We start from the raw sequence: 26,619 nt of genomic DNA on the forward strand, positions 1-26,619 counted from the left end.
TACCCGGCATTCGCGCGGGAGGTCGGGATTTCGCATGAAGCCATCAACGCGAGCGCCGGCGAACGAAAGCGCGGTGCGCTGCACATCCAGAACGTGAACGCCTATCACAGCCGGATGCGCACCTGGCTGCTGCCTTTCCGCGGCGTCGCCAGCCGTTACCTGGACCACTACTTCGGCTGGCGCTGGGCGCTGGATGGCCAGCGCATTGCCAGTCCAGACGCCTTTTTGAGAGCGGCGCTCGGCAGATTCAACACTTAGCGCGAACAGCGCCTTCTAATTCGCCAGTTCCTTGCCCAGGCGCTTGCCCAGCGCCAGCAGGGTGAGCGTCGGCGGCAGGCCCCAGGGCTCGGGGATCACCGAAGCGTCGCAGACGTAGAGGCCGGGCGTGGCGGTCCGCAGCCCGGCATCGACCCGCTCGCCGATGCGCAGGCTGCCGCCCGGGTGGGCGGCGAAGTGGTGGCTGGCGAACACGTGATGGGCGCCGGCCTGTTCCAGGATGCCGCGCGCGATGGCCACGCCCTTGTCGAATTTCTCGCGATCGGCCGGCTGCAGGGTCTTGTCGACCCAGCGCCGGCCGATCCTGCCGCCGACCTGGTCGCGGATCTTGACCATGATGCCGAGGGTGCGGCGATGCGCCAGCAGGCGGTCGAGGCGTCCGGCCTGCAGGGCAAAAGCCTGGTACATGGCTTGCGGCAGGGTCAGGTCGGCCAGCGCGATGCCGTCTTCGGGCCAGCTGGCGCCGGCGGCCATCGGCACTTCGGCGCCACCGTCGATATCGTCGACGCTGCTCATCACGGCGATCACCGGGTCGCTGAAGAAGGCGGCCGGTTTCTCCAGCAAGCCTGAGGCGCGCAGCAGGCGCGGGCTGCCGATGCCGCCGGCGGCCAGCACCACGAGGCCGGCGCGCAGCTGCTGTCTTTCGCCGGCGATCGTGGCTTCCACGCCCACCGCGCGTCCATCCTCGACCAGCACCCTTTCCACCCGCGCGCGCTCGCGCAGCATGGCGCCGTGACGCCGGGCCTCGTCGACGAAATCGCGGGCCGTCCACTTGGCGCCGTAGGGGCAGCCGGTCACGCAGCGCCAGCAGCCGGTGCGGCAGGCTTGCGGGCGGATCAGCTTGTCGAGCTTGTGCCAGGGCAGGCCACGCTCCCGCGCCGCCGTCATGATGCGCGCCGCCATCGGGCCGACCAGGCTGTCGGGCAGGGGCGCCATCGGCAGCTCGGCGCGCAGCTCCGCGAGCGCCGGCGCCAGGTCGATGCCGTGGGCCGCGAACATGGCCGCAGGCGGTGGGGCCGCGGTGGCGAAATTGATGGCCGAGGTACCGCCCAGGGTGATCGCACGCACCAGCAGCGAGGCATCGCGGTGGATGAAGGCGCCCTTGCCCGGCACCGCGGCCATGGCCGCCATCTGCCCGAGCGTACCCTCGAGCGGCTCGGCGCCGCCCTGTTCCAGCATCAGTACCGAAGCCCCGTTGGCGGCGAGTTCGCGCGCCACGCTGGCGCCACCCGGACCGGTGCCGACGACGATCGCATCGAATGAAGAGCGGGGAAGGGGAGGCATGTGTCGGCTGGATGAGGGCTGGGGGCTGGGCCGGAACGGCAGACCGGCATGCTAGCACCTCTTTATACGGACGTGCACGGGGAAAGCTCGCCTGTTGTAAATACTGTAATTATATTTGGTAACATCTACTTACAATTAAGCTGATTGTTTTACATTCCCGCGCTCGCGTGGCGGGTATAGCCGTTCTAAGCTGGGAGGAGTTAACAAACATTCTCCTATGCAACCTTCTCTCACCTTCCGCCCCCTGAGCGCTCCGCTGCCCGACAAGGTCTTGCTGGCATTCCGCAAAGACGCAGGCTGGAGCAACCGCGACACTTCCGCTTCCGCCAATGCCGGCGGAATGGGCGGCCTGGTCCAGTGGGTCACGGTCGAGTCGGGAAAGAAGAGGGTTGCCATTGCCCGCCTCGAGCTGGCGCCACCGCAATTCTGTTTCGTGTCCGACCTGATCGTCCTGAACGCCCACCGCGGCCGCGGCATCGGCGAATGGCTCATGAAGCAGATCGAACAGCACTGCCTGGGTCTGGGCATTCCGCGCGTGCTGCTGCAGCCGATGGACCACAACCGCGCCTTTTACGAGAAGCTCGACTTCGTCGCCGATCCGCTGATCGCCGGTTTCCTGAAGAAGGAAATCCGGCCGCAGCGCAGGGTGCTGCCCTTCTGATTCAGCGCGACGCTACGGCAGCCTGCTTGGCCCTGGTGAAGACCGGGCCCCACAGCGGGTGGCCGTGTTCGCCGGGCGCCAGGTCGAAGGAAGGATCCAGGCGCAGCGCCCGGTCGAAGGCCTGGCGGCACAGCGAGGGCCGCGAGGTCACGCAATAGCTGAAGGCCAGGTATTTCAGCGCCGTCAGCCGCGCCGGCAACGGGCCGTTGTTGACGTCGCGCGCCGACAGGCGCCGGATCGCCCCATTGAAATCTCCCTCGTTGTACAAACGGATGCCTTCGCGCAGGCCGTTCGCTTCCTTCGGTGCGTCGGGGATGCCGTCACCGTCGCGGTCGCGCATGCGGCCGGCGCTGTCGCGCGCCGGCGGCAGTGTATCGCTGCGCTCGCGCTCCACTGTGGCCGGGGCCTTGGGCGCGGCGGCTTTCGGATGCGAAGGCGTGCGGGCCTGTTTCTGGTCGAAGATCGGGAACTCGGCGCAGCCGCCGAGCAGCATGGCGCCGGCGGTGGCGAGGACGAGGAGGTGGAGTCGCTGCTTGGTCATGGATGGATGTCTGCTCACCGGGGAGCGTCGCTGAAATCGACGGCGATCTGGCCGCTGCCGGCGCCGGTATCGACTTCGAGCACGCGGTCGTGGAAATTCGGGTTAGCGACGCGGATCGTGTGCTTGCCAGGCGTGAGCGTCAGGCGCTTGACCGGCGGGCTGACGCCGCGGTCGACGCCGTCCACGTAGACCACGCCCCAGGGCTTGATCGCCAGCTTGTAAGTGGCGGAAGCGGCAGGTCCCGCCTGCGGCTGTGCCGGTGCGGCAAGGACGCCGGGGGCGGCGGGCGCCGGCGTGAATGCGGCTGGCGGCATGGCTGCGGGCGCCGGCTCCGCGGCTTCGGCCGGCGCCGGTGCCGATGCCGTCGCATCGGAAGCCGGCGCATGCGGCTCGGCCTGCGCCAGCGGTGGCGGCGCCGAGGCCGCGTCCCGATGCGCCTGTTCGCCGGTCTGCGGCAGGGTCAGCACGATATGGTCGTAGGAGCCGGAGTCGCGCAGTTCCGCGAAGAGGGCCAGCGCGACGGCGACCAGGAAGGCGCCGCCGCCGCCGGCGAGGGCCCAGCGCTGCCAGCGCGACAGCCCGCCGAGGCGCGTAGCGCCGCCCTCGCGCATGAAGGAGGGCGGGCTGTCGTCCGGCACGGGGATGGCCGGCAGGGGCTTGCGGGCGGCCGCCGGCACATCGGCGTCGGGCTGCAAGGGCGTGATGGGCCGGAAGGGCATCGTCGCGGGCGCCGGCGCGACGGCCGGCGCGGCCGGCATCGCCGGGCCGAGCGACACGATGCCAAGGATGTGGCGCAGCTCGTCGATGCTGCGCGGGCGTTCGGCAGGATCGCTCGACATGCAGCGGTCGACCGCGGTGATCAGGGAATCGCTGTAGCCTTCCGGCGCGCGGCCTTGCAGCGGACCGGTGGGCGCCAGCTCGCGCGTGATCGCGAAGTGCACCACCCGCGCCAGCGCGGTCAGGTCGGCCGCTTCGTCCTGGACGTCGTCGAGTTCGGTGGGAATCAGCAAGGGCTCGCCGTTGTCGTGGAAGACAACGGTGTCGGGAGTGATCGCCCGGTGCGGCATGCGCATCGCGTACTGCAGTTCGAGCGACTGCAGCAGCTGGCGGAAGATCTTGCGGCACCAGACCTCGTTGACCTGCGCGGGATCGTGCTCGACGATGTCCCTGACGGTGCGGCCTTCGAGGCGCTGCTGCTCGGGTCCGATGATGAGTGTTCTGGTCATTTTGCTAACCCATATTTGTAGCAAATCATGCCAGATTTACGCGGACGATGCCCCGCGCTGCCCTCAACCGTGCGCGCCTGTTACGCCCGGTTACAACTCAGCAGTATCGGACTTCACGCATCACACTTCGCGCATTACACTTCGATAAAGCGCATCTTGAAGCTGCGGCCCTTGACAGTGCCGAACTCCGGGCCGAGCGGATTGCCGCCATTCAGGCGCGCGAAAGCGTCCTCGGCGATCCTGCGGTCCAGCGCCACGTAGCTGAAGAATTCGCCGATCTGGATCTTGCCGACCTGGTCCTTGTGGAGGCCGGCGTCGCCGGTGAGGGCGCCCAGCAGGTCGCCGGGACGCAGCTTGTCCTTCTTGCCGCCGGCAATGGCGAGCGTCATCATCGGCGCCGGACCGTCGGGGTAGGTGTCGTCGCCGAGTTCGGCCAGCGGATGCCATTCGGCATCGAGCTGCTGGTATTCCTCGATCAGCTTGACCCATTTCCTTTCGTTCGGCGCGGCGAGGGTCAGGGCTTCGCCCGATTCGCCCGCGCGTCCGGTGCGGCCGATCCGGTGCACGTGCACTTCCGGATCCTTCGAGACGTCGACGTTGATCACGGCTTCCAGGCCGGCGACGTCGATGCCGCGCGCGGCGACATCGGTGGCGCACAGCACCGCGCAGCTGCGGTTGGCGAACAGGGCCAGGGTCTCGTCGCGGTCGCGCTGCTCCATCTCGCCGTACAGCGCGCGCGCCGACCAGCCCTGCTCGCGCAGGTAGTCGGCCAGCTCGCGGCAGCGCGCCTTGGTATTGCAGAACAGGATGGCCGACGCCGGGCGGAAGTGGGCCAGCAGGCGCGCCGCCGCTTCCAGGCGGCCGTCGAAGCCGATCTCATAGAAACGCTGGGCGATGCGGACGGGTTCGTGGCGGCTCTCGACCAGCACTTCTTCCGGCTGGTTCAGGAAGCGCGCGGTGGCTTCGCGGATATCGTCCGGATAGGTGGCCGAGAACAGCAGGGTCTGGCGATGCGAGGGACAGGCGCGCACGATGGCCGCGATGTCGTCGTAGAAACCCATGTCGGTCATCCGGTCGGCTTCGTCCAGCACCAGGGTGCGCAGGCGCGCCAGGTCGAGGGTGCCCTTGCCCAGGTGATCGAGGATGCGGCCCGGGGTGCCGACCACGATGTGGGCGCCGAATTCCAGGGTCGCGATCTGCGGCCGCATCGGCACGCCGCCGGTGAGCACCACGACCTTCACGTTGCCGATCCCGCGCGCCAGCCGGCGCAGCTCGTTCGCCACCTGGTCGGCCAGCTCGCGCGTCGGGCACATCACCAGGCCCTGCACCGCGAACAGCGCCGGATTCAGCCTGAGCAGCATGCCGATGCCGAAGGCGGCGGTCTTGCCGCTGCCGGTCTTCGCCTGCGCGATCAGGTCGCGCCCGGCCAGCGCCAGCGGCAGGGTCGCGGCCTGGACCGGGGTCATGTCGTGGTAGCCGAGCTGGGTCAGGTTGGCGAGGAAGGGGGCGGCTAGCTGGAGGGAGGCGAAGGAGGTGTCGGACATAAGACCGTGGCGTGATGAGGACGAAAATTAGAACGGCAAAGTATGCACCGTCATTCCGGGCACTGCCCGAAATGGCTTCCCGCTTTCGCGGGAGCGACGTGCCAGCGTGTGCAGCTTACGCCGCCGGCTTCCAAACCGGCAAACCGGTCAGATCCAGATCCGGATCGGACTTCCAGACCGGCAGGCCGGTGGCGTCCACCTCGCCCAGGTCCATCAGCGGAATCTGTTCCTGCTTGAGCGCGGTGCGGCGGCTGCGTGGGACGGGGCGCTTGGGTTCGGGAGCAAGGGCCTCGCCCGGGCCGGCCGGCTCGAAGCCCGGCAAGTCGAAGGTGGCGTTGTCTTTCTTGTCTCTCATGCGCTGCGCTGGCCCAGAAAACAAAAGCCCGGCTCAAGAGTCGGGCTTCTGTCGTACAGTATTTGGTTGCGGGGACAGGATTTGAACCTGTGACCTTCGGGTTATGAGCCCGACGAGCTGCCAGACTGCTCCACCCCGCGTCTGAGAATGCTATTGTATCGCTTCCGGGCCAGAAGTGCAAATCCGCCACAGTGAGGTCACTTCGCGCATGCGGGCGGCCGCCAGCGGGTCGTCCGGATCGCTGGCCTTCGGATGCACGGGGCGGATGTCGTGGCGGCCCGCGACCGCCAGGCCGGCGTCCGCGATCCAGCCCAGCAGCTGCTCGCGCGAACGCAGGCCCAGGTGCTCGGCCAGGTCGGACAGGATCAGCCAGCCTTCGCCGCCTTCGAGCAGGTGCTCCTTCAGGCCCGCCAGGAAGCCGCGCAGCATGCGGCTGTCCGGATCGTAGACCGCGTACTCGATCGAGGAACTCGGCTTGCCCGGCAGCCAGGGCGGATTGCACACCACCAGCTTGGCGCGGCCCTGCGGAAACAGGTCGGCCTTCACCACCTCGACCTGGCCCTGCAGGCCCAGGCGCTCGACGTTGGCGCGCGCGCAGCCGAGCGCGCGCTCGTCCATGTCGGTCGCGATCACGCCCTGCAGGCCGCGATGCGCCAGCACCGCCGACAGCACGCCGGTACCGGCGCCGATGTCGAAGGCCAGCGTCGCACCCGCCGGCAGGGGCGCCTGCGCGACCAGCTCGACGTATTCGCCGCGCACCGGCGAGAACACGCCGTACCAGGGATGGATGCGCTCGTCGAGGGCCGGGATGAACACGCCCTTCCTGCGCCATTCGTGGGCGCCGATCACGCCCAGCAGTTCGCGCAGCGAGGCGACGAAGGCTTCACTGCCGGCGCCATAAGCTTCAAGGCAGGCCTCGACCACATCGGGCGCGCGGCGCAGCGGGATCGAATAATCGGCCTCGAAGGGAATCAGCAGCATCGCCAGGGTGCGGGCGCGCTGCAGCTGGGCCAGGCGGTGGCGGTGGAACTGTTCGGTGAGCGTCGCCGGCTTGGCGGCGGCCTTGGCGCGCGCTTTGGAGCTCTTGTTGCGGCTGCCCTTGTGCTCGATGCGGCGCACCAGCGCCTGCAGCAGCTGGCGCGCATTCTGGAAGTCGCCGCGCCACAGCAGGCCGGTGCCTTCGAGCGCCAGGCGGTAGGCGGTGTCGGCGTTCATGGTGTCGTCGGCCAGCACGACCTTCTTCGGCGCCGGCCAGCCGCTCTCCGAGCGCCACGCTGCCTGCCGCTCTTCGCCGTTTTCGATCCAGTGGATGCGTTCGTTGTTCAAGGGCGGCCGATCAGTGGTGATGGTGCCAGTGGAGTTCGTTCGACTCGACGTAGGACTTCACGGCATCCGGATTGCCGGTGGCGTGGCGCTTGATCTCGCCGCATTCGCAGATGCCCTGGTAGGGCTGGATATGCGAGCAGGCCGAGACTTTCTGCAGGGTGACCTTGACCGGCTTGGCGCATTTGGCGCACTTGAAGGTCAGGAAGCGGGCGGGTTTGGACATGATGGATTAAGGACTCGATTGTTAGCTTTGAGCACGTCGTTCCCGCCTTCGCGGGAACGACGTGCTCAGGAAAGTGGCGCATTTTAGCACCGCTCATTGCACACCTCATTGCACGGTGACTGCGCTGCTACCCCCGCCAGCCGGCCGCACCAGCACCTTGGTCGAAATCCGCTCCGTCATCTCCTGCACGTGCGAGATCACGCCCACCTTGCGGCCCTGCGATTGCAGGGTGTCCAGCGCATCCATGGCCACGCCGAGCGTATCGCTGTCCAGGCTGCCGAAGCCTTCGTCGATGAACAGCGATTCCACCTTCACCCGGTTCGACGACAGCGAGGCCAGGCCCAGCGCCAGGGCCAGCGAGACCAGGAAGGATTCGCCGCCGGACAGCGAGTTCACCGAGCGGATCTCGCCGCCCATGTCCTGGTCGCGCACCATCAGCGCCAGCGAGGGGCCGGCCTGGCTGGCGACGCGCTCCAGGCGGTAGCGGCGCGCCAGCTGGGACAGGTGGATGTTGGCGTAGCCGAGCAGGACGTCGAGCGTGAACTGCTGGGCGTAGTTGCGGAATTTCTTGCCGTCGGCCGAGCCGATCAGCTCCGCCATCCTGGCCCAGCGTTCCTCGATGGCGCGCTGGCGTTCGATCTCGGCCATCATCGACTGCGCGCGTGCGCGGCGCTGCTCGTCCTCGCGGATGCGCACCGCCAGGCCGGCGGCCGTTTCGTGGACGGCGCGGCGCTCGGCCTGCACGCCGTCGAGCAGGCGCGCCAGCGCCTCGGCATCCGGCGGGGCTTCGGCCGCATCGGGCATGGCCGCCGCGGGCAGGGCGGCCCGCTGGCCCTGGTGCTGCTCGCGCTGGCTGCGCCGCTCGGCCAGCACCGCGGCTGCCTGGCGCGCGCGGCTGTCCAGTTCGAGCAGGGCGGCGCGCTCCTGGGCGATGCGGGCGCTGCCCACCGCCAGCAGGGCGGCCAGCTGCTGTTCGTTCTCCACCGGCTCCAGTTCGGGGCTGCTGCCGGCGAAGTCCTCGATCCACTGCGCCAGGCGGGTGGCGGCATCGCTTGAAGCGCCCTGCAGGTCGGCGATGCGGCCCAAGGCCTGGGTCTGGGTGGCGCGCACCCGCGCCTCGAGCTGGGCCGCCTGCAGGCTGGCCGCCTGGCAGGCCGCCAGCGACTGGCGCGCCGCCGTCACCGCGGCGGCCAGGGACTGCTCGACATCGAGCGCCTTGCGGCCGTCGAAGAGCAGGGCGCGTTCCTGGCGGCGTTCGCGCAGTGCGGCGTCGATGCGTTCGAATTCCTGGCGCGTGGCGTCGCGCTGGCGCAGGGCTTGCGCCGCGCGTTCCTCCAGTCCCGCCTGTCCGGCGGCGAGGGTCTCGATGCCGGCGGTGAGCCGCGAGCGATGGTTCGAGCGCTCCAGCCATTCCCCGGCCTGGGCCGCACGCGCCTTGCGCCAGCCAGCCGGATCGCGGCGCCACTGGTCCTGCCAGCCGTCGCCGCAGGCCTCGCTGAATACCGGATCGAGTTCCGCCAGCAGGGCGGACAAGCTGCCGGCCGCGGCTTCGCGCCGCGCGGCCAGGCCGGCGATGTCGGCATCCAGCTTCGCCAGCTGGCCCTGGGCCTGCTGCGCCGCCGCGAGTTGCCGGGCATGCTCGGCATTGGTCTGGTCCCAGGCCTGCTGGGCGGCGTCGCGCGCCAGCCGCGCCCGGCCGAGCGCCTGGTCGCGTGCTTCCAGCACCTGGAAATCGGCGCGCAGCCGGGTCGACTGCTCGGCAAACCAGGCGCTGCGGACCGTTTCCGGCGCCTCCGCGGCCAATGCGCTGTCGCGCCATTCTTCTTCCAGCTGGGCGACGCTGGCGGCGAGGCCTTCGCGTTCGCGGCCGAGCTGCGCGATCCTGTCGCCGGCGGCCTCGAAGGCGGCGCGCTGTTCGGCCTGCAGGTTCAGGTTGTCGCGCTGCTCGCGGCGGCGCACGGCGAGTTCCTCGGACAGGTTCGCCAGCACCGCGTGCAGGCGCTCGTCCTGGTGGCGGTAGGGGTGGTCCTCGGCGCCGCAGACCGGGCAGGGATCGCCGTCGACCAGGGTCGCGCGCAGGCTCTCGACGCCGTCGGCGCAGGCCAGCTGGGCGCCCTTCAGCAGGCGCTCGGCCTGGCCCACCTGGGCGTCGAGGGCGATGCCGGATGCGCGCGCGGCGTCCAGCGCTTCCCGGGCGGCGGCGCGGGCCTGATTGGCCTGCTGCGAGCCGGCATCGAGTTCGGTCAGGCGCTGGCGGGCGCTGCCCAGCGCATTCCAGGTCTGTTCCAGCGATGCCAGGCGCTCGCGGCGCGCGTCCAGGCGGCGGCGTTCGTCGCGCAGGGCATCGGCGTTGATCGCGGCCAGTTCCTCGGCGGCCGTGCGGCGCGCGGCGTCGCGGGTGGCCAGCAGCGCGGTCGCGGCCTCGAGCGCGACGGCGGTGCGCTGGGCGGCGCCGGCGGCCTGTTCGGCACCGGCCCTGGCTTCCTGCAGCGCGGTCGCGGATTGCGCATCGAGGCGCGCGGCATCCTCGGCCTGGGCAAGGCGCTGTTCCCAGCGCGTCCACTGGCCGGCCAGGCCTTCCAGCCGGTGCTGGGCTTCGAGCCAGGCGGAGGTGTCCTGCAGGGTCTGGCGGGCGGCGGCCAGTTCCTGGGTCTTGGCCTGGCGCGCCGCTTCGGCCTTCTGCGCTTCGGCGACCGCTTCCTCATGCGCCGAGCGCGCCTTGGCGTGGGCCGGCACCAGGGTGTCCAGGGTCGCGTCCAGGGCCTTGGCGCGGTCCAGTTGCGGCGCGGCGGCGCGCTGGGCATCCTCGGCCGCTTCCAGCTTGCGTTCGGCTTCCATCTGGCCGCGCAAGGCTTCCTGCTGGGCCGTCAGCGCACGCGCCAGTTCCTGTTCGCCGGCCGCCAGCTGGGACTGGGCCTGGCGCTGCTCGTCGGCCAGGCGCGCCAGGTCGGCCATCAGCGGGCGCGCCGGCTGCACCGCGTCCAGCGTGGCCAGGCGCCGGCGCCGCTCGCCCGCCGCATCCAGCTCGGCGTTTGCGGCGGCGAGCAGGCCGTCGGCGGCGGTCTCCGCGGCTTTCAGGCGCGCCAGCTCCTGGTGCCAGCGCAGGTGTTCTTCCAGTGCGGCGCGGCGCATGTCGACGTCGGCCAGTTGCTGGCTGGCCTGGGCATGCTGCTCTTCGAGGGCTTCGCGCTCCGCGGGCGCCAGCGGGGCCTGGTCCTGCAGGCGCGAGCTCAGCCGGCGCATCGCTTCCTGTTCCTGGCGCCAGCGTTCGAAGGCGCGGCGCGAGATCTCGCCGTAGACCGTGCTGCCGGTCAGGGTCTCGAGCAGTTCGCCGCGCTCGTTCTCGTCGGTGCGCAGGAATGCCGAGAACTCGTTCTGGGCCAGCAGCACCGAGCGCGTGAACTGTTCGAAGGAGAGGCCGATGCGGCGCTCGATCTCGCCCAGCACCTCGGTCTTGGTGCCGCCGACCGGCTGCAGGTCCGGCAGGCGCTGCAGGCTCATGGCGACGGGCTGCAGGGCGCCGGCGGCGCGGTTGCGCGAACGGCGCACGCTCCAGCGCGCGCGGTAGCGGCCCTCGTCGTTGCCGACGAAGTCGACTTCGGCATAGGCTTCGGCGGTGCCGCGGCGAAGGAGTGTCCGGCGGTCCTGCACCGACAGCACGTCATCGCCGACGTCGGGCAGGAAGTTGCCGGCGCGCGGGCCCTTGATCAGGCGCGGCGTGGCGTCGTACAGGGCCAGGCAGAGGGCGTCCAGCAGGGTGCTCTTGCCGGCGCCGGTCGGGCCGCTGATCGCGAACAGGCCGCTCGATGCCAGCGGTTCCCTGTCGAAGTCGACCTCGAATTCGCCGGCCAGCGAGGCCAGGTTCTTGCCGCCGATGCGCAGGATCTTCATGCGCCCTCCAGGCCGTCGGCACCGAGCAGTTCGGCGAAGGCGGCCAGCTGGTCGGCCGGCGCATCGTCGCCGAAGCGCTGCTGCCATAGCCGCCTGAAGATGTCGTCCGGCTGCAGCTGGGCCAGCTGGTCGAGGCTGAGGGCGGCGTCGATGCCGGCGGCGGTGACGACCTTGCGGGTCGGCTCGATCTTCGCCAGGCGCACCGGCTTGCCTTCCAGTGCCGCCTCGACCTGGGCGCGCAGGCTGGGTTCGGGACCGTCCAGCAGCACGCGGACTTCCAGGTAGGGCTGTTCGTGCAGCGGAAGCTCGGGCAGGTCGAGGCCGACCAGTTCCGCGATCACCTGTTTCAGGGGCGCCGGCTGGGCCGGCACGCGCAGCAGTTCGACCGCGCGCGGCACCGGCAGCGGCACGATGTCCTTGGCCTTGCCGCCGTCGAGGTCGATGCGCAGCACCTGGTGCTGGTAGCCGATTTCGGCGAAGGAGAGCGGCAGCGGGCTGCCGCAGTAGCGCAGGTGGTCCTGCTTGCCGACCTTCTGCGCCAGGTGCAGGTGGCCCAGGGCGGCGTAGGCGATGCTGGGGTCGAACATGGACGCGGGCAGGGCTTCGGTGCCGCCGATCAGGATGCGGCGCTCGGAATCCGGCGAGGAATCGCCGCCGGTCATGTGGCAGTGGCCCATCGCCAGGATGGCCTCGCCGTTCGAACAGCGGCTGCGCGCCAGCTCATAGGCCCGCTGGTAGAGCAGGGCGATGCCGGACAGGTAGGCGTCGACGGCAGGATTGTCGCCTTCGCGCTCGGCGGCCTCGATGCGCGGCACGTCGCCCGGACGCAGGAAGGGGATCGCCACGCACCAGGCCTTGACCGCGCCATCGCGGCCGGTCAGCGGCACCACTATGCGCTCGACGTCGATGCTGCCTTCGGCATCGCGCAGCACGTGGCCGACCACCCTGGTGCCATGGGCCTCGAGCAGGGGACCGGGCGCTTCCAGGCGGCCCGGCGAATCGTGGTTGCCGGCGATGATGACGATGTCGAGCTGCGGCGACTTGGCGCGCGCCTGCTGCAGGAAGCGGTAGAGCTGGCGCTGCGAGGCGGCCGACGGGTTCGAGTTGTCGAAGATGTCGCCCGCGATCAGCAAGGCATCCACCTGCTCGGCGACGATGGTGTCGAGCAGCCAGTCGAGGAAGCGCTGGTGTTCGTAGGTCCGGTCGAAGTTGTGCAGGGTCTGGCCGAGGTGCCAGTCGGAAGTGTGCAGCAGCCGCATGGATGTCTTACAGGAAGGTGGGTGAGCCAGGGCGCTCACTATAGCGCAGACAGTGTGGCGCTGACAAAAGTTCTACGACGGATGAGCAACATGGCAATAGCTCAAATAAAATGGGCGAATGAGCGAACTTACTCTTGGCATCGGCGCCGCGCGCGCCCTACACCTCGCGGCCCAGGCCATGCTGCAGCCCCGCCGCGCCCGCGCCACCAGGGACGACGTGCTGGCCGCCATCCGCCGCATGGGCGTGCTGCAGATCGACACCATCAGCGTGGTCGCGCGCAGCCCCTATCTGGTGCTGTGGAGCCGCCTGGGCGACTACGATCCGGTCTGGCTCGAAACCTTGCTGGCCGAAGGCAAACTGTTCGAATACTGGGCCCACGAAGCCTGCTTCGTTCCGATCGAGGATTATGGCCTGTACCGCCACCGGATGCTCGACCCGCATTCGATGGGCTGGAAGTCCGGCGCGTCCTGGATGAAGGGGCATGCCGAGCAGGTCGACAGGGTACTCGAGCACATCCGCCTCAATGGCGCGACGCGGGCGGCCGACTTCGAGCGCACGGACGGCAAGAGCGGCGGCTGGTGGGAGTGGAAGCCCGAGAAGCGATCGCTGGAAGCCCTGTTCACAGCCGGCAAGGTGATGGTGGCGCGGCGCCAGAATTTCCATCGCGTCTACGACCTGGCCGAGCGCGTGCTGCCCGGCTGGGACGACAGCCGCGCGCCCGCCATCGAAGAAGTCAGGCGCGAATTCGTGCTGCGCGCGGTGAAGGCGCTGGGGCTGGCCAGGGCGGCCTGGGTCCCGGATTACCACCGCACCCGCGCGCCGCACGTGGCGCCGCAGGCGCTGGCGGACGAGGGCCTGCTGCTGCGCGCCCGCGTCGATGGCTGGAAGGATCCGGTGTTCGTGCATCCCGACCATGCGGCGCTGCTGGAGGAGGCTGCGGCGGGGCGCCTGAATCCGACCGTGACCACCTTGCTGTCGCCCTTCGACCCCATCGTCTGGGACCGCCGCCGCGCGCTGGAACTGTTCGGCTTCGACTACCGTCTCGAGTGCTACACCCCGGCGGAGAAGCGGCAGTACGGCTATTTCACGCTGCCGGTGCTGCGCCGCGGCCAGCTCATCGGGCGCATCGACGCCAAGGCGCACCGCGCGGCCGGCGTGTTCGAACTGAAATCGGTGGCGCTGGAGCCCGGCGTGCGGCCGAGCGAGCGCCTGCTGCGCGACCTGGCTGCCGCGGTGGCGCGCTGCGCACGCTGGCATGGCTGTCCGGCGGTCGAGGTGGGGCGCAGCGATCCCGACGAGGTGGCGGCGCAGCTGCGCGCGATATTTTTCTTGCCCGAGAGTATCGCTGCCTGAAGTCTTCCTGCCGTGCTGTTCAGAGGCGGGTGCCGTTTGAGCCAGATCAAACCCGCCTCCAAAACCCGTCCGTACACTAGGTGCTCTTTCAGGCCGATGAACAACGATACGGGACACCCCTTCCTGCAGGCCTGTTCAAAACATACGCCTCCCATCGAAGCTTCCTGCTCGACCTTGCCGGTCAGGCTGAGCTTTGTGTCGGCGAAAAACTGAGCGGAGACCGAATGCTGACGTCAACTTACACCCTCGTTGCCTTGTCCGTGGAGCAGACCACCGTTCGCTCGGCGCTGCAGTCGCTTGCGCGCGAGCTGCATTCCCTGCCGGACGATGACGGCATCCTCATACCCTCCCAGACGGCCCGGTTGTGCGCCGGGCTGCGCCAGGTGGTGGACGATTGCCACTGGCGCAAGCTGGACAAGTTCCTGGTGCCGGCCCTGCGCCGCGCCACCGAGGCCGCCGACGGCCTGCTGCTCGACCTCGAACAGCTCAGCCAGGCCGCCATCGACTCGCTGGCGGCGGCCGAAGGCTGCGTCGACGCCGGCGCGCGCGGTGTCGACCGCGGCGGCTTTTGCGAAGCCGTCGAGCGCTGCATCGCGGCCCTGCGCTGCCGCCTCGAGCGCGAGGAACACGAACTGTTCCCGCTGGCGCGCAGCCTGGTGCGCGGCGAGGCCTGGTTCGCGATCGCCAACCAGATGCTGGCCCACGACGCCGTCGCCCGCGAGCGTCGCGGGGAGGTCAGGCACGGACGCGGACGCGGACGGCCGGAGGCGGTGGAAGCCCGCCATCCCCTGTACGAGCCGCACGGGCATGGACACGACGGGCCGGGGCCGGAATTCGGGCGGCGCCACGCCATGCTGTCGCTGCTGCACTGAAGCCTGGCCGGGCGGCGGACCGCACGCGCCAGTCCGGTGGCGCGAGGCCATCAGGGTTTTGTTATGATGGCGATTTTGGAAGTGCGATTTCATCATGTTCGAGTTCCTATTCAAGCGGCCGGGCGACAACAAGCCCGGCGACAAGCCGGCTGGACAGGGGGCGCAACCGGAACAGGCGGCCTCCTCGGGGTCGGGCTCCAATGCGGCCCCGCAGCGCGCGCTGCAGGCCGAAAAGCTGAGCCGGATCCAGGGCGACGAGGCCGCCGCGGTGGAATTCATCCTCCAATGCGAATTTTCCGAGCTGCGCCTGGCCGCGGCCGAATTCGTCCATGGCCCCGAGTTGCTGGAGCGCGTCCATACGGCGATGCGCAATACCGACCGCCGGGTTGCCAAGCTGATGCAATCGCGCCTGGATGCCCACCGGCATCGCGAGTCGGAACGGCGGCGCGGCGAAGCGACGCTGGAGCAGGCGCGCGGACTGCTCAAGGACGAGTTGCTGACACCCAACCATGTTGCCGACCTCGACCGCAAATGGACGGTCATCGCCGCCCCGGAGCTGCAGGAAGAATTTGCCGGCGTGCGCGCCGCGCTGGCCCAGCGCCTGGAAGCCCAGGTGCAGTTGCAGCGCGCCATGATCGACCGCCTGGCCGCGCTGCGCCGGCTGCCGGGCGAGCCGCTGTCGTCGGACGAACTGGCCGCCCGCCTGGAAGCCCTGACCCGGGAGCAGGCCGAAGCCCTGCAGGCAGCCGAACATCCCTCGCTGCCGCGCAGCCTGGTGGCCGAATTCGGCCTCGAGGCCCAGAAGCTGCAGGCCAGCCTGCATGAAATCGAAGCCGGCCGGGCCGCGCTGGCGGCGCGTGAAACCTTCATTACCGAGCAGCAGGCCAGGCCGGTGACCGAACTGAACGCCGACGCGCTGCGCAAGGAATGGCATCGCCTGCCTCAACTGGCGCAGCCGGCCCACCGCGAGGCCGCGGCCGCGCTGCAGCAGCGCTTCGACGCCCTGCTGGCGAGCCTGCCGCAGCCGGAAGCGCGCAAGCCGCGCGAGCCCAAGGAATCTCCCAAACCGAAAGAAGCGAAAGAGCCGGGCCGCAGTCGTGGCGCCGATCAGCATTTCCTCGACATCATGGATGCGATGGAGGCAGCCCTGCAGCAGGGTTCGCTGGGCACGGCGGCCGAGCTCGACAAGTCGCTGAAGGAAGCGCGTGAGAAGGGCATGCGCTTGACGCCGGCCCAGTCCGACCGCCTGGCCCATGTGCGGGCCGAACTCAAGCGCTTGTCCGACTGGGCGCGCTGGGGCGGCAATGTGTCGCGCGAAGAACTGATCAAGACCGTGGAAGCCTTGCCGACGCAAAACCTGGCGATGAGCGAACTGGCGAAGAAGGTCGGCAGCATGCGCGAGCGCTGGAAAGCCCTCGACAGCCTGTCCGGCGCCGCCCCGAAAAGCCTGTGGGAGCGCTTCGACGCCGCCTGCACCGCGGCTTATGCGCCGGCGGCGGCCCACTTCCGCCACCTCGCCGACGAGCGTCACGCCAACGCCGCGCGCGGCCAGGCCCTGATCGACGAGGCGAATGCCGAGATCGGACGCCTGCAGTCCGGCGAGGCCGAGTGGAAACACGTGGCCGGCACCGTGCAGCGCCTGCGCATGGCCTGGAGCCACCTGGGCGCCATCGACCGCAAGGACAAGAAACGCCTCGACGCCCTGTTCACCGATGCCCTGAATACCCTGCAGGGACCGCTTGAAGAGCAGCGCAAGGGCGAGATGGCGACCCGCGAGGCGATCATCGAGGAAGCCGCCGCGATCGACCCGCACGACCGCCACGCGATCGACATCATGCGCGCCCTGCAGCAGCGCTGGCAGGAGCATGCGCGCACCTTGCCGCTCGAACGCAAGAGCGAGCAGGCGCTGTGGCAGCGCTTCCGCTCCGTCTGCGACGAAGTGTTCCGGCGCCGCAAGGACAGCATGCACGAGGCGGACATCGAACGCCGTGCCCACGAGGCGGCCAAGGAAGCGATCAGCGTGCGCCTGGAAGCGGCCGCCGCCGACGTCACGCCGGCCACCGCCGGCAAGCTGCTGCGCGATGCCGCGGCCGAATGGCAGGCGATCGGCCCGGTGCCGCGCGCCCATGAGGCGCGGGTCGAGAAGCGCTACCACGCGGCAGTGGCGCAGGTGCAGCAGAAGCTCGAAGCCGCCCGCCGCGCCGCCGGTGTAGCCCAGGCAGGCCAGCTGCGCGACAGGCTGCGCCTGGTGCAGGAGCTGGAACATGCCGTGGCAGGTGCGGGTGCGGCGGAGAGCGACTGGGAAGCGCGCTGGAACGCCTTGCCGCCGCTCGACGCCGATATGGAGCGCACGCTGCGCAGCCGCTTCGACGCCGCCTTGCGCGCGATGCATGAGGGGCGCGAAACCTACGGCCAGTTGCTGGAACGCAACCGCGACAAGCTGCTGCACGACCTGCTGCGCGCCGAGATCCGCGCCGGCATCGACAGCGGTGCCGAGTTCGCCCGCGAACGCCTCAAACTGCAGGTCGAGGTGCTGCAGTCCTCGCTGAAGTCCGGCCACAAGGGCGGGCAGAAAGACAGCGGCGCAGGCAGCCAGCTGCGCGAACTGGCCGCGCTGCCGGCCCTGCTCGACGCCCGCACCGCGTCGCGCATCGAACAACTGCTCCTGCGCCTGGCCCGGGAGGGCAAATGACGGCGGCGTTGTTCAACGAAGTCAGGGTACAGCGTGAAGATTTCGACCTCGGCGCGGAGGTGGCCCGCCTGCGCGCGGCCGATCCGCGCATCGGCGCCGTGGTGACTTTTGTGGGCACCGTGCGTGACCTGAACGACGGCGCCCGGGTGGCCGAGCTGGAGCTCGAACACTATCCGGAGATGACCGAACGCGCGCTGCAGGAGATCGTCGCGCAGGCGCGGGCGCGCTGGCCCCTGTACGGCGCGCTGGTCGTGCACCGCGTCGGCCCGATGCTGCCGCTGGAGCAAATCGTGCTGGTGGCGGTCAGCAGCGCCCACCGCGGCGAAGCGTTTGCCGCCTGCGAATTCATCATGGATTACCTGAAGACCGAAGCGCCGTTCTGGAAGAAGGAACAGACGCCGGAGGGTGCGCGCTGGGTCGATGCGCGCGTCAGCGACGACGCCGCCAAAGCGAAGTGGGCTGACCGATGAGCTGGGTGGCGGTTGGTCTTGGCGCCGCACTGGGCGCCTGGTTGCGGTGGGGGCTGACTATTTTCCTGGGGCAATTGCACTCACACATACAGCTTGGCACCCTGGCCGCCAACCTGTTCGGCGGCTACCTGATCGGCCTGCTGCTGGGCTTCTTCGGCAGCTATCCGGGGCTGTCGCCGGAGTGGCGGCTGTTCGCGATTACCGGCTTCCTTGGCGGCCTGACCACCTTTTCCAGCTTTTCCGGCGAGGCGATGGTGCTACTCCAGCGCGGCTACTACGGCTGGGCGCTGGCGCACTCGGCTGTGCACTTGCTGGGTTCGATTGGCTGCTGTATCGCGGGATTTGCTACCTGGCGTGCCATCGCCTGATACCGCGCGCGCAGTGCTTGCGCTCAATGTGCCTGTATTGCAATCTGGCAAAGTTAATACTTTCTTTGACCGGAGGACATCATGCACCAGCCATTACCTGCACGTCCGAGCAATACTTTCGTCGGCGCCTCATGGGGCGCGCTGATCGTGCAGAAGAACGTGCGCGACCTGGCTGCCGTCCCGGCACGACCGGAAGTCCGCATCGCCGATTGAACGCCCGCCGGCAGGGATCGGAAAAGCCGGCGTCGATGCCGGCTTTTTCGCATCTTGAAAAACCATTGCCTCATCCCTAACTTGGTTCCATTATGAATACCAACCCAACCACTAGGGGATAAGAATATGCGGCAAGACAAATTGACGACCAAGCTTCAGGAAGCGCTGGCGGATGCCCAGAGCCTGGCGGTCGGCAACGACAATCAGTACATCGAACCGGCGCACCTGCTGAGCGCCCTGTTGAACCAGGACGACGGCAGTGCGCGCTCGCTGCTGCAGCGCGCCGGCGTGAACGTCGGCGCGCTGGCGAACGCCCTGCGCGGGCTGCTGGAGCGCCTGCCGAAAGTGTCCGGCACGGGCGGCGACGTCCAGGTCGGGCGCGAACTGGTGCAGCTGCTGAACCTCGCCGACCGCGAATCGCAGAAGCGCGGCGACCAGTTCCTGTCGAGCGAAATGGTGCTGCTGGCGCTGACCGAGGACAAGTCCGACGCCGGCCGCCTGGCGCGCGAGCACGGCCTGGCGAGGAAAGCCCTCGAATCGGCGATCGCCGCCGTGCGCGGAGGCGACGCCTCGGTGAACTCGCAGGATGCCGAAGGCCAGCGTGAAGCACTGAAGAAATACACGCTCGACCTGACCGAGCGCGCCCGCCTGGGCAAGCTCGACCCGGTGATCGGCCGCGACGACGAGATCCGCCGCGCGATCCAGGTGCTGCAGCGCCGTACCAAGAACAATCCGGTGCTGATCGGCGAACCTGGCGTTGGCAAGACCGCCATCGTCGAGGGCCTGGCCCAGCGCATCGTGAACGGCGAAGTGCCGGATTCGCTGAAGGGCAAGCGCGTGCTGTCGCTCGACATGGCGGCCCTGCTGGCGGGCGCCAAGTTCCGCGGTGAATTCGAGGAACGCCTGAAGTCCGTGCTGAAGGAACTCGCGCATGACGAGGGCATGACCATCGTCTTCATCGACGAGATCCACACCATGGTCGGCGCCGGCAAGGCCGAGGGCGCGATGGATGCGGGCAATATGCTGAAGCCGGCGCTGGCGCGCGGCGAGCTGCACTGCATCGGCGCGACCACCCTGGACGAGTACCGCAAGTACGTCGAGAAGGACGCCGCGCTGGAGCGCCGCTTCCAGAAGATCATGGTCGAGGAGCCGAGCGTGGAGGCGACCATCGCCATCCTGCGCGGCCTGCAGGAAAAGTACGAGCTGCACCACAAGGTCGAGATCACCGACCCGGCGATCATCGCCGCGGCCGAGTTGTCGCACCGCTACATCACCGACCGCTTCCTGCCCGACAAGGCGATCGACCTGATCGACGAAGCCGCATCCAAGATCAAGATCGAGATCGACTCCAAGCCTGAAGTGATGGACAAGCTGGACCGCCGCCTGATTCAGCTGAAGATCGAGCGCGAAGCCGTCAAGAAGGAAACCGACGAGGCTTCGCAGCGCCGTCTCGAGCTGATCAACGACGAGATCGCCCGCCTGGAGCGCGAGTACAACGATTACGAGGAAATCCTCAAGGCCGAGAAAGCCGCGGTGCAGGGCACGACCCACATCAAGGAAGAGATCGAGCAGATCCGCCTGCAGATGGAGGAAGCCAAGCGCCAGAGCAACTGGCAGAAGGTGTCCGAGCTGCAGTACGGCCGCCTGCCCGAGCTGGAGCGCCAGCTGAAGGAAGCGGAAGCCGCCGGCGAAAAAGCCGAGGCCGATGCCGACAAGCCGCGCCTGCTGCGCACGCAAGTTGGCGCCGAGGAGATCGCGGAAGTGGTCTCGCGCGCGACCGGCATCCCGGTGGCGCGCATGATGCAGGGCGAACGCGACAAGCTGCTGCACATCGAAGAGAAGCTGCACGAGCGCGTGGTCGGCCAGGACGAGGCGATCGAAGCCGTGTCCGACGCGATCCGCCGTTCGCGCGCCGGCCTGGCCGACCCCAACCGTCCCTACGGCTCCTTCATGTTCCTGGGCCCGACCGGCGTCGGCAAGACCGAGCTGTGCAAGGCACTGGCCGCCTTCCTCTTCGATACCGAGGACTCCCTGATCCGCATCGACATGAGCGAGTTCATGGAGAAGCATTCGGTGGCCCGCCTGATCGGCGCGCCGCCGGGCTATGTCGGCTATGAAGAGGGCGGCTACCTGACCGAAGCCGTGCGCCGCAAGCCCTACAGCGTGATCCTGCTCGACGAGATCGAGAAGGCCCACCCGGACGTGTTCAACGTCCTGCTGCAGGCGCTCGACGACGGCCGCATGACCGATGGCCAGGGCCGCACGGTGGACTTCAAGAACACCGTCATCGTGATGACATCGAACCTGGGTTCGAACAAGATCCAGTCGATGGACACCGACGAGCCGGCGGTGGTCAAGCTGGCCGTGATGGCCGAGGTGCGCGGACATTTCCGCCCCGAGTTCATCAACCGGATCGACGAGATCGTGGTCTTCCACGCCCTCGACGAGAAGAACATCGGTGCGATCGCCAGGATCCAGCTGGCCGGCCTGGAACAGCGCCTCGAGAAGATGGAGATGCGCCTGGACATCAGCGAGGCCGCCCTGCAGAAGATCGCGGAAGCCGGCTTCGACCCGGTGTACGGCGCCCGTCCGCTCAAGCGCGCGATCCAGCAGCAGATCGAGAATCCGCTGTCGAAGGCGATCCTGTCCGGCCGCTTCGGGCCGAAGGACACGATCCACGTGGGCGTCAACGGCAGCGAGCTGACCTTCGGCGAGGAGCCGACGGTGGAGCTGGCCAAGTAATCTGCTGCGCAGGATGTGAAAACGCCCTGTCCGGGTAACCGGGCAGGGCGTTTTTTTGTTGGCGCTTGCACCGTCGTTCCCGCGAAGGCGGGAACCCAAGTTGACCTTAACGCCTGGTCCTGCGCCGCCGCGCCATCGCCCCCATCACCGCCAAGCCACCCAGCATCATCGCGTAGGTCTGCGGCTCCGGCACCGGCGCCAGCGGAATATTCTCCGACAGCAGGCTGCCGACCTTGCGGCCGCCATCGCCGCCGTAGAAGTTGACCTTCACGTGAGGCGAGGAAAAGTCGGTGGCGCCGCCGTTGAAAGTGAACTTGAAGACCATGTCGTCCGACAGCGCGACGCGGTCGCCCGAGAAGCACAGGCTGGCGCCGATATGGGCGCCGCCGGCGCAGCCGTTCGCGTTCAGCTCGTTGCTCGACAGCGTCCAGCTGGCCGCGCCGCCGGGGGCCGAGGTCAGGGTCACGTTGTCGAAGCGGCCGATGTCCTTCAGTTGCAGGGCGCCGATGGTGGTGGCGCTGGCCCAGTCTCCGGTGCGGTGGGCGGCGTCGATTTCGAGGGTCAGCACCTTGTCCGTCCAGGACGACGTGAAGGTGACGCCCTGGTATTCCAGCGTCCCGGCCTGCGCCGAGGCGACGGCGCCCAGCGCCAGCAGTGATGAAAGCAGCGTCTTTCGGAGCGTATTCACTTACTTTCTCCTTTGCCTTGTATCGCGGGTGCCGGCACTTCGCGTCCTGCGAACGGGCCGGCGGTACGGATGAGTCCGCCAACCCAGCGTAGGGGGAGTGGGCGATGGTCTCTGTTAATCAGCTAACTCAGCCTATGTAACAAATATATTGACGGGAAATTAAAGCCTGCAGCGGGGCGATGCTGTGCGGTTCCGGTACCTTGGCCGGCGTGGTCGACGAACCGCTGCCGGTCTGGCTGCCGCTGCCCATGTTCGACAGCGATTTTTCATGATACGAAATCCTGTTCGCGGATATGAAAATTGCACAAAAAATACAGGCTCACCAGCTTCCATTCTGAGAAATTTGTTTTCGTATCATGAAATTTAATATATAAGCGGTTGATAAATAAGGAAATAAAAATAATCCTGTGTCTTATATAAGAGTATTGGTGCTGCGCACAAGCAGGCCTAAGATATCGGTAACGAAGCTTCCTACCAACTCAGCTTTCATCATTCATCATCGGGAGAACAGCATGGCAACTCGTGAACAGCAAATCGCCGCCCTCAAGCAGGAATGGGAGACCAATCCGCGCTGGAAGCATGTGGTCCGCAATTACACGGCCGAGGACGTCGTCCGCCTGCGCGGCTCGGTGCAGATCGATCACACGCTGGCGCGCCGCGGCGCCGAGAAGCTGTGGGACCTGATCAATAACGAGCCTTACGTCAACGCCCTGGGCGCGCTGACCGGCAACCAGGCCATGCAGCAGGTGAAAGCCGGCCTGAAGGCGATCTACCTGTCCGGCTGGCAGGTGGCGGGCGATGCCAACCTGGCCGGCGAGATGTATCCGGACCAGTCGCTGTATCCGGCCAACTCGGTGCCGATGGTCGTCAAGCGCATCAATAATACCTTCCAGCGCGCCGACCAGATCCAGTGGTCGGAAGGCAAGGACGACATCGATTACTTCGCACCGATCGTGGCCGATGCCGAAGCCGGTTTCGGCGGCGTGCTGAACGCCTTCGAATTGATGAAGTCGATGATCGAGGCGGGCGCCGCCGGCGTCCACTTCGAAGACCAGCTTGCTTCTGTCAAGAAGTGCGGCCACATGGGCGGCAAGGTGCTGGTGCCGTCCCGCGAAGCCGTCGAGAAGCTGAACGCGGCCCGCCTGGCGGCCGACGTCATGGGCACCCCGACCATCCTGGTGGCCCGTACCGATGCCGAGGCGGCCGACCTGCTGACCTCCGACGTCGACGCCAACGACCAGCCTTTCTGCACCGGCGAGCGCACCGTCGAGGGCTTTTTCCGGGTCAAGCCGGGCGTCGAGCAGGCGATCTCGCGCGGCCTGGCCTATGCGCCTTACGCCGACCTGGTCTGGTGCGAAACCGGCAAGCCGGACCTGGCCTTCGCCAAGCGCTTCGCCGAGGCCATCCACGAAAAATTCCCGGGCAAGATGCTGGCCTATAACTGCTCGCCGTCCTTCAACTGGAAGAAGAACCTGGACGATGCCACCATCGCCAGGTTCCAGAATGAGCTGGGCGCGATGGGCTACAAGTTCCAGTTCATCACCCTGGCCGGCTTCCACTCGCTGAACTACGGCATGTTCAACCTGGCGCACGGCTATGCGCGCCGCGGCATGTCGGCCTTCGTCGAGTTGCAGGAAGCGGAATTCGCCGCCGCCGAGAAGGGCTTCACCGCGGTCAAGCACCAGCGCGAAGTCGGCACCGGCTACTTCGATGCCGTGACCCAGACCATCCAGCAGCACCAGAGCTCGACGACGGCCCTGCATGGCTCGACCGAGGATGAGCAGTTCTTCGACGAAAAGAAAGTCGCATAGCGTCCAACAAAAGCCCTCATGGCTTCGTTGAACGCTTTGAATTAGTTTCCTCCGTTGTTCGCGGTGGCAGCCGCAGCGCTCACAAGGCGCTGCGGTTTTTTTAATTTTGGGGCGGTGCACGCATCTAGGCGATAATGGCGGCTTTCTTGCCTCATCCTTGGAATTGCCATGTTCAGCTACCGCCACGCCTTCCACGCGGGTAACCACGCCGACGTCCTGAAACACTTCATACAGGTGCAGCTGCACCAGTACATGAACCAGAAAGACGTGGCCTATACCTATATCGACACCCATTCCGGTGCCGGCGTGTACGCGCTCGACAGTGCCCAGGCGGTGAAGAGCGGGGAATACCTGGACGGCATCGCGCGCCTGTGGGAGCGCGACGACCTGCCGCCGGCGCTGGCGGATTACGTCAACCTGGTGCGCGGGATGAACCCGAGCGGCAAGTTGCGCTACTACCCGGGTTCGCCCTATGTGGCGGAGCAGGTCGCGCGCCCCGAGGATCGCCTGCGCCTGTTCGAACTGCACCCGGCCGACACCCGCCTGCTGGTGGAAAATTTCCGCAAGCTGGAAGCGCACAAGGCGGAGCAGGGCGAGCGTGCGCGCGGCCGCCGCATCCTGATCGACCATGCCGACGGCTTCCAGGGCATGAAAGCCCTGCTGCCGCCACCTTCGCGCCGCGCATTGGTCCTGATCGACCCGCCCTATGAAGTCAAGCTCGACTACAAGCATGTGCGCGATGCGCTGGACGAAGCCCTCGGCCGTTTCCCGTCCGGCATCTACGCGGTCTGGTATCCGGTGCTGCAGCGCATGGAATCGCGCCAGTTCGCCGATCGCCTGAAGCGCCTGCCGGCCAAGGAGTGGCTGCACGTGACCCTGACCGTGGCGACGCCGGGTCCGGACGGCACCGGCATGCACAGCAGCGGCATGTTCATCCTCAATCCTCCCTACACGCTGGAAGCGACCCTGCGCGAGACCATGCCCTACCTGGTGCAGGTGCTGGGCCAGGACGGCGGCGCCACCTTCCGCATCGAGAAGGGCAACCAGGTCACGGGGACAGCCCTGGCGCGCGGCGTCGAGGCCGGTCCGCGCAAGCCGGTCGGCAATGCCCGCCGCGCCAGCCCGCTGTCGGGCGCCGGCAGCCTGCGCCTGCCGGGCCAGCCCTTCGGCGACGGGCCGCGCAAGCGCGAAGGCGGCGCGCCCGGCAAGGAGCTTGCCGGCGGTCGCCCGGCCCAGCCTGCCGAGGCGCCGGCAAAGAAACGCGTGCCCGCATTTCGCTACGCTGACCAGAACAAATCGGCCGCTCGAAGCAATAAACGTAAGCCAGGCAGCGGCAGCTAAGCGTTCGCGGCCGAGTCCCGCGCCGTAACGATTTGATACGATGTCGAAATGTAAAGACTCCGACTCTGTAGTATAGTCGAAGTGGTGCCGGGGCCCTGCCTCGGCTCCGGCTCGCATTTGCGTGCCGAAATTGATTTCAGGAGTTTTTACGATGCACGCGGATGCAACGGCAGTCACGTCCATGCCGTCCGATGAATTCTTTCTGGCGCGCCAGCCCATACTCGGGCGCGACCAGAGACTGGTTGCGTTCGAGCTGCTGTTTCGCGCCGCCCCGGAGCACGAGGACGCGCAACTGACCGATTATGCCGCCGCGACCGCCACCGTCATCGCCCACGCTTCGCAGCTGGGCATGGAACAGGTGGTGGGAGACCAGCTCGCCTTCGTCAATGTCGACGAAGTAGTGCTGAAGAGCGACTTCGTCCGCTTCCTGCCGCCTGACCGCGTGATCCTCGAGATTCTCGAAACCGTCGAGCCCAACGCCGAGGTGCTGGCGCGGGTGCGGGAGTTGAAGGAGCTCGGCTTCAAGTTCGCCCTCGACGATGTTATAGGCCATTCCGAGCAGGTTAGCAAGTTGATCGATCTCGTGGACGTGATCAAGGTCGACCTGAAAGGCATCAGCCGGGAAGAGCTGACTTGCCTGGCCAACAGCTTGCGCGATGCGCCGCAGAAATTGTTAGCCGAGAAGGTCGAGACCGTGGAGGAATTCCGCCTCTGCCTCGAGCTCGGTTTCGAATACTTCCAGGGCTATTATTTCGCGCGTCCGGCCATCCTGTCGGGCAAGAAGATTTCGCCGTCCGAACTGGTGGTGCTGCGCCTGCTCGAGCTGATCGGCTCGAATGCCGACAGCGCCGCCATCGAGGCCGCCGTCAAGCGCGATGCGCTGCTGAGCCTGAATCTGCTGCGCCTGGTGAACAGCCGTGCGGCCGGTCCCGACCGCCACATTGAATCGGTGTCCCAGGCCCTGCACCAGCTCGGCCGCAGCCAGCTGCAGCGCTGGCTGCAGATCCTGCTGTACAGCGCGCCGGACGGCCGGGTCGAACTGAATTCACCGCTGCTTCAGATGGCGACCACGCGCGGCCGCCTGCTCGAACTGATGAGCCAGACCCTGCGCCCGGACGACGTCGCCGGCGCCGAGACCGCCTTCACGGTCGGCATCATGTCCCTGATGGATGCGCTGCTGTCGCTGCCGATGGACCGCATCCTGAACCGTGTCGACGTCTCGCAGGAAGTGAGGGCGGCGCTGCTGGACCGCAGCGGCGACTATGGCGCCATGCTGAGCGTGGCCGAGGAACTGGAAGGGAAGCAATGCGGCCGCGCCTTGAAGCGCGCCATCGACAGGCTGGGCCTGTCCGTCAAGCAGATCCGCGAGATCGAGCTGGCCGCTTTCGATTGGGTGCGCGGCCTCGGCGCCGATTCACGCCAGCACTAGAGCGTCGGCAAACCCTCATGGCGGCGTTGCACCGCCTTGCCCTGAGGGCTTGT

General features: G+C 67.8%; 21 protein-coding genes, 1 tRNA gene and 1 pseudogene. 12 read left to right on the plus strand and 11 right to left on the minus strand.

Annotated features, from left to right (window positions below; translation table 11 throughout):
• A pseudogene (locus AC1DOP_RS00005) lies at positions 1-258 on the plus strand (hypothetical protein); the annotation flags it as partial.
• Positions 259-273: 15 nt separating this feature from the next.
• Here the strand turns inward: AC1DOP_RS00005 and AC1DOP_RS00010 are convergent.
• Entirely contained in the window at positions 274-1,560 is a 1,287-nt protein-coding gene (locus AC1DOP_RS00010; RefSeq protein WP_477248956.1) for an FAD-dependent oxidoreductase, read from the minus strand.
• 217 nt (positions 1,561-1,777) lie between these two features.
• Between AC1DOP_RS00010 and AC1DOP_RS00015 the strand changes: the two genes are divergently transcribed.
• On the plus strand, positions 1,778-2,221 hold the full coding sequence (locus AC1DOP_RS00015) for a GNAT family N-acetyltransferase (RefSeq protein WP_442124650.1): 444 nt from the start codon (positions 1,778-1,780) through the stop codon (positions 2,219-2,221).
• 1 nt (position 2,222) lies between these two features.
• Here the strand turns inward: AC1DOP_RS00015 and AC1DOP_RS00020 are convergent, their stop codons facing one another.
• The 9 genes from AC1DOP_RS00020 to AC1DOP_RS00060 all read right to left on the minus strand — a co-directional run bounded on the left by AC1DOP_RS00020 (position 2,223) and on the right by AC1DOP_RS00060 (position 12,586).
• Positions 2,223-2,762: a TssQ family T6SS-associated lipoprotein gene (locus AC1DOP_RS00020; RefSeq protein WP_477248959.1), complete on the minus strand. Its 540-nt coding sequence runs from the start codon at positions 2,760-2,762 to the stop codon at positions 2,223-2,225.
• Positions 2,763-2,776: 14 nt separating this feature from the next.
• Positions 2,777-3,988, minus strand: coding sequence for a serine/threonine-protein kinase (locus AC1DOP_RS00025; protein ID WP_442124652.1), 1,212 nt, complete (start codon positions 3,986-3,988; stop codon positions 2,777-2,779).
• A gap of 134 nt (positions 3,989-4,122) precedes the next feature.
• Positions 4,123-5,532: an ATP-dependent RNA helicase DbpA gene (gene dbpA, locus AC1DOP_RS00030; protein ID WP_442124653.1), complete on the minus strand. Its 1,410-nt coding sequence runs from the start codon at positions 5,530-5,532 to the stop codon at positions 4,123-4,125.
• 115 nt (positions 5,533-5,647) lie between these two features.
• Positions 5,648-5,887, minus strand: a complete 240-nt coding sequence (locus tag AC1DOP_RS00035) for a hypothetical protein (protein WP_442124654.1) — start codon at positions 5,885-5,887, stop codon at positions 5,648-5,650.
• Positions 5,888-5,950: 63 nt separating this feature from the next.
• Positions 5,951-6,027 (minus strand) — tRNA-Met (locus tag AC1DOP_RS00040).
• A gap of 10 nt (positions 6,028-6,037) precedes the next feature.
• Positions 6,038-7,213, minus strand: coding sequence for a methyltransferase (locus tag AC1DOP_RS00045; protein WP_442124655.1), 1,176 nt, complete (start codon positions 7,211-7,213; stop codon positions 6,038-6,040).
• 10 nt (positions 7,214-7,223) lie between these two features.
• Positions 7,224-7,436 (minus strand): hypothetical protein, encoded by a 213-nt coding sequence (locus AC1DOP_RS00050; protein WP_198119358.1) that lies wholly within the window; start codon positions 7,434-7,436, stop codon positions 7,224-7,226.
• A 105-nt stretch (positions 7,437-7,541) separates the two neighbouring features.
• Positions 7,542-11,327, minus strand: a complete 3,786-nt coding sequence (locus tag AC1DOP_RS00055; RefSeq protein ID WP_477248963.1) for an AAA family ATPase — start codon at positions 11,325-11,327, stop codon at positions 7,542-7,544.
• On the minus strand, positions 11,324-12,586 hold the full coding sequence (locus tag AC1DOP_RS00060; RefSeq protein WP_477248965.1) for an exonuclease SbcCD subunit D C-terminal domain-containing protein: 1,263 nt from the start codon (positions 12,584-12,586) through the stop codon (positions 11,324-11,326). The genes AC1DOP_RS00055 and AC1DOP_RS00060 overlap by 4 nt, the downstream gene beginning before the upstream one ends.
• Positions 12,587-12,704: 118 nt before the next feature.
• On the opposite strand from AC1DOP_RS00060, the gene AC1DOP_RS00065 reads away from it, so the two are divergent.
• The 7 genes from AC1DOP_RS00065 to clpB all read left to right on the plus strand — a co-directional run bounded on the left by AC1DOP_RS00065 (position 12,705) and on the right by clpB (position 21,297).
• Positions 12,705-13,940 (plus strand): winged helix-turn-helix domain-containing protein, encoded by a 1,236-nt coding sequence (locus AC1DOP_RS00065; RefSeq protein ID WP_442124658.1) that lies wholly within the window; start codon positions 12,705-12,707, stop codon positions 13,938-13,940.
• Positions 13,941-14,164: 224 nt separating this feature from the next.
• A complete protein-coding gene (locus AC1DOP_RS00070) occupies positions 14,165-14,812 on the plus strand; it encodes a hemerythrin domain-containing protein (protein ID WP_442124659.1) in 648 nt (215 codons plus the stop codon).
• 94 nt (positions 14,813-14,906) lie between these two features.
• The gene (locus tag AC1DOP_RS00075) at positions 14,907-17,504 is read left to right on the plus strand and encodes a DUF349 domain-containing protein (protein ID WP_477248967.1); all 2,598 of its coding nucleotides are present in this window, start codon (positions 14,907-14,909) and stop codon (positions 17,502-17,504) included.
• Positions 17,501-17,974: a molybdopterin synthase catalytic subunit MoaE gene (gene moaE, locus AC1DOP_RS00080; RefSeq protein ID WP_477248969.1), complete on the plus strand. Its 474-nt coding sequence runs from the start codon at positions 17,501-17,503 to the stop codon at positions 17,972-17,974. The genes AC1DOP_RS00075 and moaE overlap by 4 nt, the downstream gene beginning before the upstream one ends.
• A complete protein-coding gene (gene crcB, locus AC1DOP_RS00085; protein WP_477248971.1) occupies positions 17,971-18,342 on the plus strand; it encodes a fluoride efflux transporter CrcB in 372 nt (123 codons plus the stop codon). Before moaE ends, crcB begins: the two co-directional genes overlap by 4 nt.
• Positions 18,343-18,423: 81 nt before the next feature.
• Complete coding sequence (locus AC1DOP_RS00090) at positions 18,424-18,555, plus strand: hypothetical protein (protein ID WP_477248973.1); 132 nt, start codon at positions 18,424-18,426, stop codon at positions 18,553-18,555.
• A gap of 126 nt (positions 18,556-18,681) precedes the next feature.
• Complete coding sequence (gene clpB / locus AC1DOP_RS00095; protein WP_442124664.1) at positions 18,682-21,297, plus strand: ATP-dependent chaperone ClpB; 2,616 nt, start codon at positions 18,682-18,684, stop codon at positions 21,295-21,297.
• Positions 21,298-21,403: 106 nt separating this feature from the next.
• On the opposite strand, the gene AC1DOP_RS00100 is transcribed toward clpB, so the two are convergent.
• Positions 21,404-21,985 carry a PEP-CTERM sorting domain-containing protein gene (locus AC1DOP_RS00100; RefSeq protein ID WP_477248975.1) on the minus strand — a complete coding sequence of 194 codons (582 nt, stop codon included), beginning with the start codon at positions 21,983-21,985 and terminating at the stop codon, positions 21,404-21,406.
• A 512-nt stretch (positions 21,986-22,497) separates the two neighbouring features.
• On the opposite strand from AC1DOP_RS00100, the gene aceA reads away from it, so the two are divergent.
• The 3 genes from aceA (at position 22,498) to AC1DOP_RS00115 (ending at position 26,566) form a co-directional block, all read left to right on the plus strand.
• The gene (gene aceA, locus AC1DOP_RS00105) at positions 22,498-23,796 is read left to right on the plus strand and encodes an isocitrate lyase (protein ID WP_477248977.1); all 1,299 of its coding nucleotides are present in this window, start codon (positions 22,498-22,500) and stop codon (positions 23,794-23,796) included.
• Positions 23,797-23,964: 168 nt separating this feature from the next.
• Positions 23,965-25,137 carry a 23S rRNA (adenine(2030)-N(6))-methyltransferase RlmJ gene (locus AC1DOP_RS00110; protein ID WP_442124667.1) on the plus strand — a complete coding sequence of 391 codons (1,173 nt, stop codon included), beginning with the start codon at positions 23,965-23,967 and terminating at the stop codon, positions 25,135-25,137.
• Positions 25,138-25,288: 151 nt separating this feature from the next.
• Positions 25,289-26,566: an EAL and HDOD domain-containing protein gene (locus AC1DOP_RS00115; RefSeq protein ID WP_442124668.1), complete on the plus strand. Its 1,278-nt coding sequence runs from the start codon at positions 25,289-25,291 to the stop codon at positions 26,564-26,566.
• Positions 26,567-26,619: the final 53 nt, after the last annotated feature.

The organism is Massilia sp. 01N410, assembly GCF_056399665.1.

What these genes read in the sequence shown, in the direction of transcription:
- AC1DOP_RS00060 (WP_477248965.1), bottom strand. Translation starts at nt 12,586, where the DNA reads ATGCGGCTGCTGCACACTTCCGACTGGCACCTCGGCCAGACCCTGCAC.
- AC1DOP_RS00035 (WP_442124654.1), bottom strand. Translation starts at nt 5,887, where the DNA reads ATGAGAGACAAGAAAGACAACGCCACCTTCGACTTGCCGGGCTTCGAG.
- AC1DOP_RS00025 (WP_442124652.1), bottom strand. Translation starts at nt 3,988, where the DNA reads ATGACCAGAACACTCATCATCGGACCCGAGCAGCAGCGCCTCGAAGGC.
- dbpA (WP_442124653.1), bottom strand. Translation starts at nt 5,532, where the DNA reads ATGTCCGACACCTCCTTCGCCTCCCTCCAGCTAGCCGCCCCCTTCCTC.
- AC1DOP_RS00015 (WP_442124650.1), top strand. Translation starts at nt 1,778, where the DNA reads ATGCAACCTTCTCTCACCTTCCGCCCCCTGAGCGCTCCGCTGCCCGAC.
- crcB (WP_477248971.1), top strand. Translation starts at nt 17,971, where the DNA reads ATGAGCTGGGTGGCGGTTGGTCTTGGCGCCGCACTGGGCGCCTGGTTG.
- AC1DOP_RS00020 (WP_477248959.1), bottom strand. Translation starts at nt 2,762, where the DNA reads ATGACCAAGCAGCGACTCCACCTCCTCGTCCTCGCCACCGCCGGCGCC.
- AC1DOP_RS00090 (WP_477248973.1), top strand. Translation starts at nt 18,424, where the DNA reads ATGCACCAGCCATTACCTGCACGTCCGAGCAATACTTTCGTCGGCGCC.
- AC1DOP_RS00010 (WP_477248956.1), bottom strand. Translation starts at nt 1,560, where the DNA reads ATGCCTCCCCTTCCCCGCTCTTCATTCGATGCGATCGTCGTCGGCACC.
- aceA (WP_477248977.1), top strand. Translation starts at nt 22,498, where the DNA reads ATGGCAACTCGTGAACAGCAAATCGCCGCCCTCAAGCAGGAATGGGAG.
- AC1DOP_RS00055 (WP_477248963.1), bottom strand. Translation starts at nt 11,327, where the DNA reads ATGAAGATCCTGCGCATCGGCGGCAAGAACCTGGCCTCGCTGGCCGGC.
- AC1DOP_RS00110 (WP_442124667.1), top strand. Translation starts at nt 23,965, where the DNA reads ATGTTCAGCTACCGCCACGCCTTCCACGCGGGTAACCACGCCGACGTC.
- AC1DOP_RS00050 (WP_198119358.1), bottom strand. Translation starts at nt 7,436, where the DNA reads ATGTCCAAACCCGCCCGCTTCCTGACCTTCAAGTGCGCCAAATGCGCC.
- clpB (WP_442124664.1), top strand. Translation starts at nt 18,682, where the DNA reads ATGCGGCAAGACAAATTGACGACCAAGCTTCAGGAAGCGCTGGCGGAT.
- moaE (WP_477248969.1), top strand. Translation starts at nt 17,501, where the DNA reads ATGACGGCGGCGTTGTTCAACGAAGTCAGGGTACAGCGTGAAGATTTC.
- AC1DOP_RS00075 (WP_477248967.1), top strand. Translation starts at nt 14,907, where the DNA reads ATGTTCGAGTTCCTATTCAAGCGGCCGGGCGACAACAAGCCCGGCGAC.
- AC1DOP_RS00070 (WP_442124659.1), top strand. Translation starts at nt 14,165, where the DNA reads ATGCTGACGTCAACTTACACCCTCGTTGCCTTGTCCGTGGAGCAGACC.
- AC1DOP_RS00065 (WP_442124658.1), top strand. Translation starts at nt 12,705, where the DNA reads ATGAGCGAACTTACTCTTGGCATCGGCGCCGCGCGCGCCCTACACCTC.
- AC1DOP_RS00115 (WP_442124668.1), top strand. Translation starts at nt 25,289, where the DNA reads ATGCACGCGGATGCAACGGCAGTCACGTCCATGCCGTCCGATGAATTC.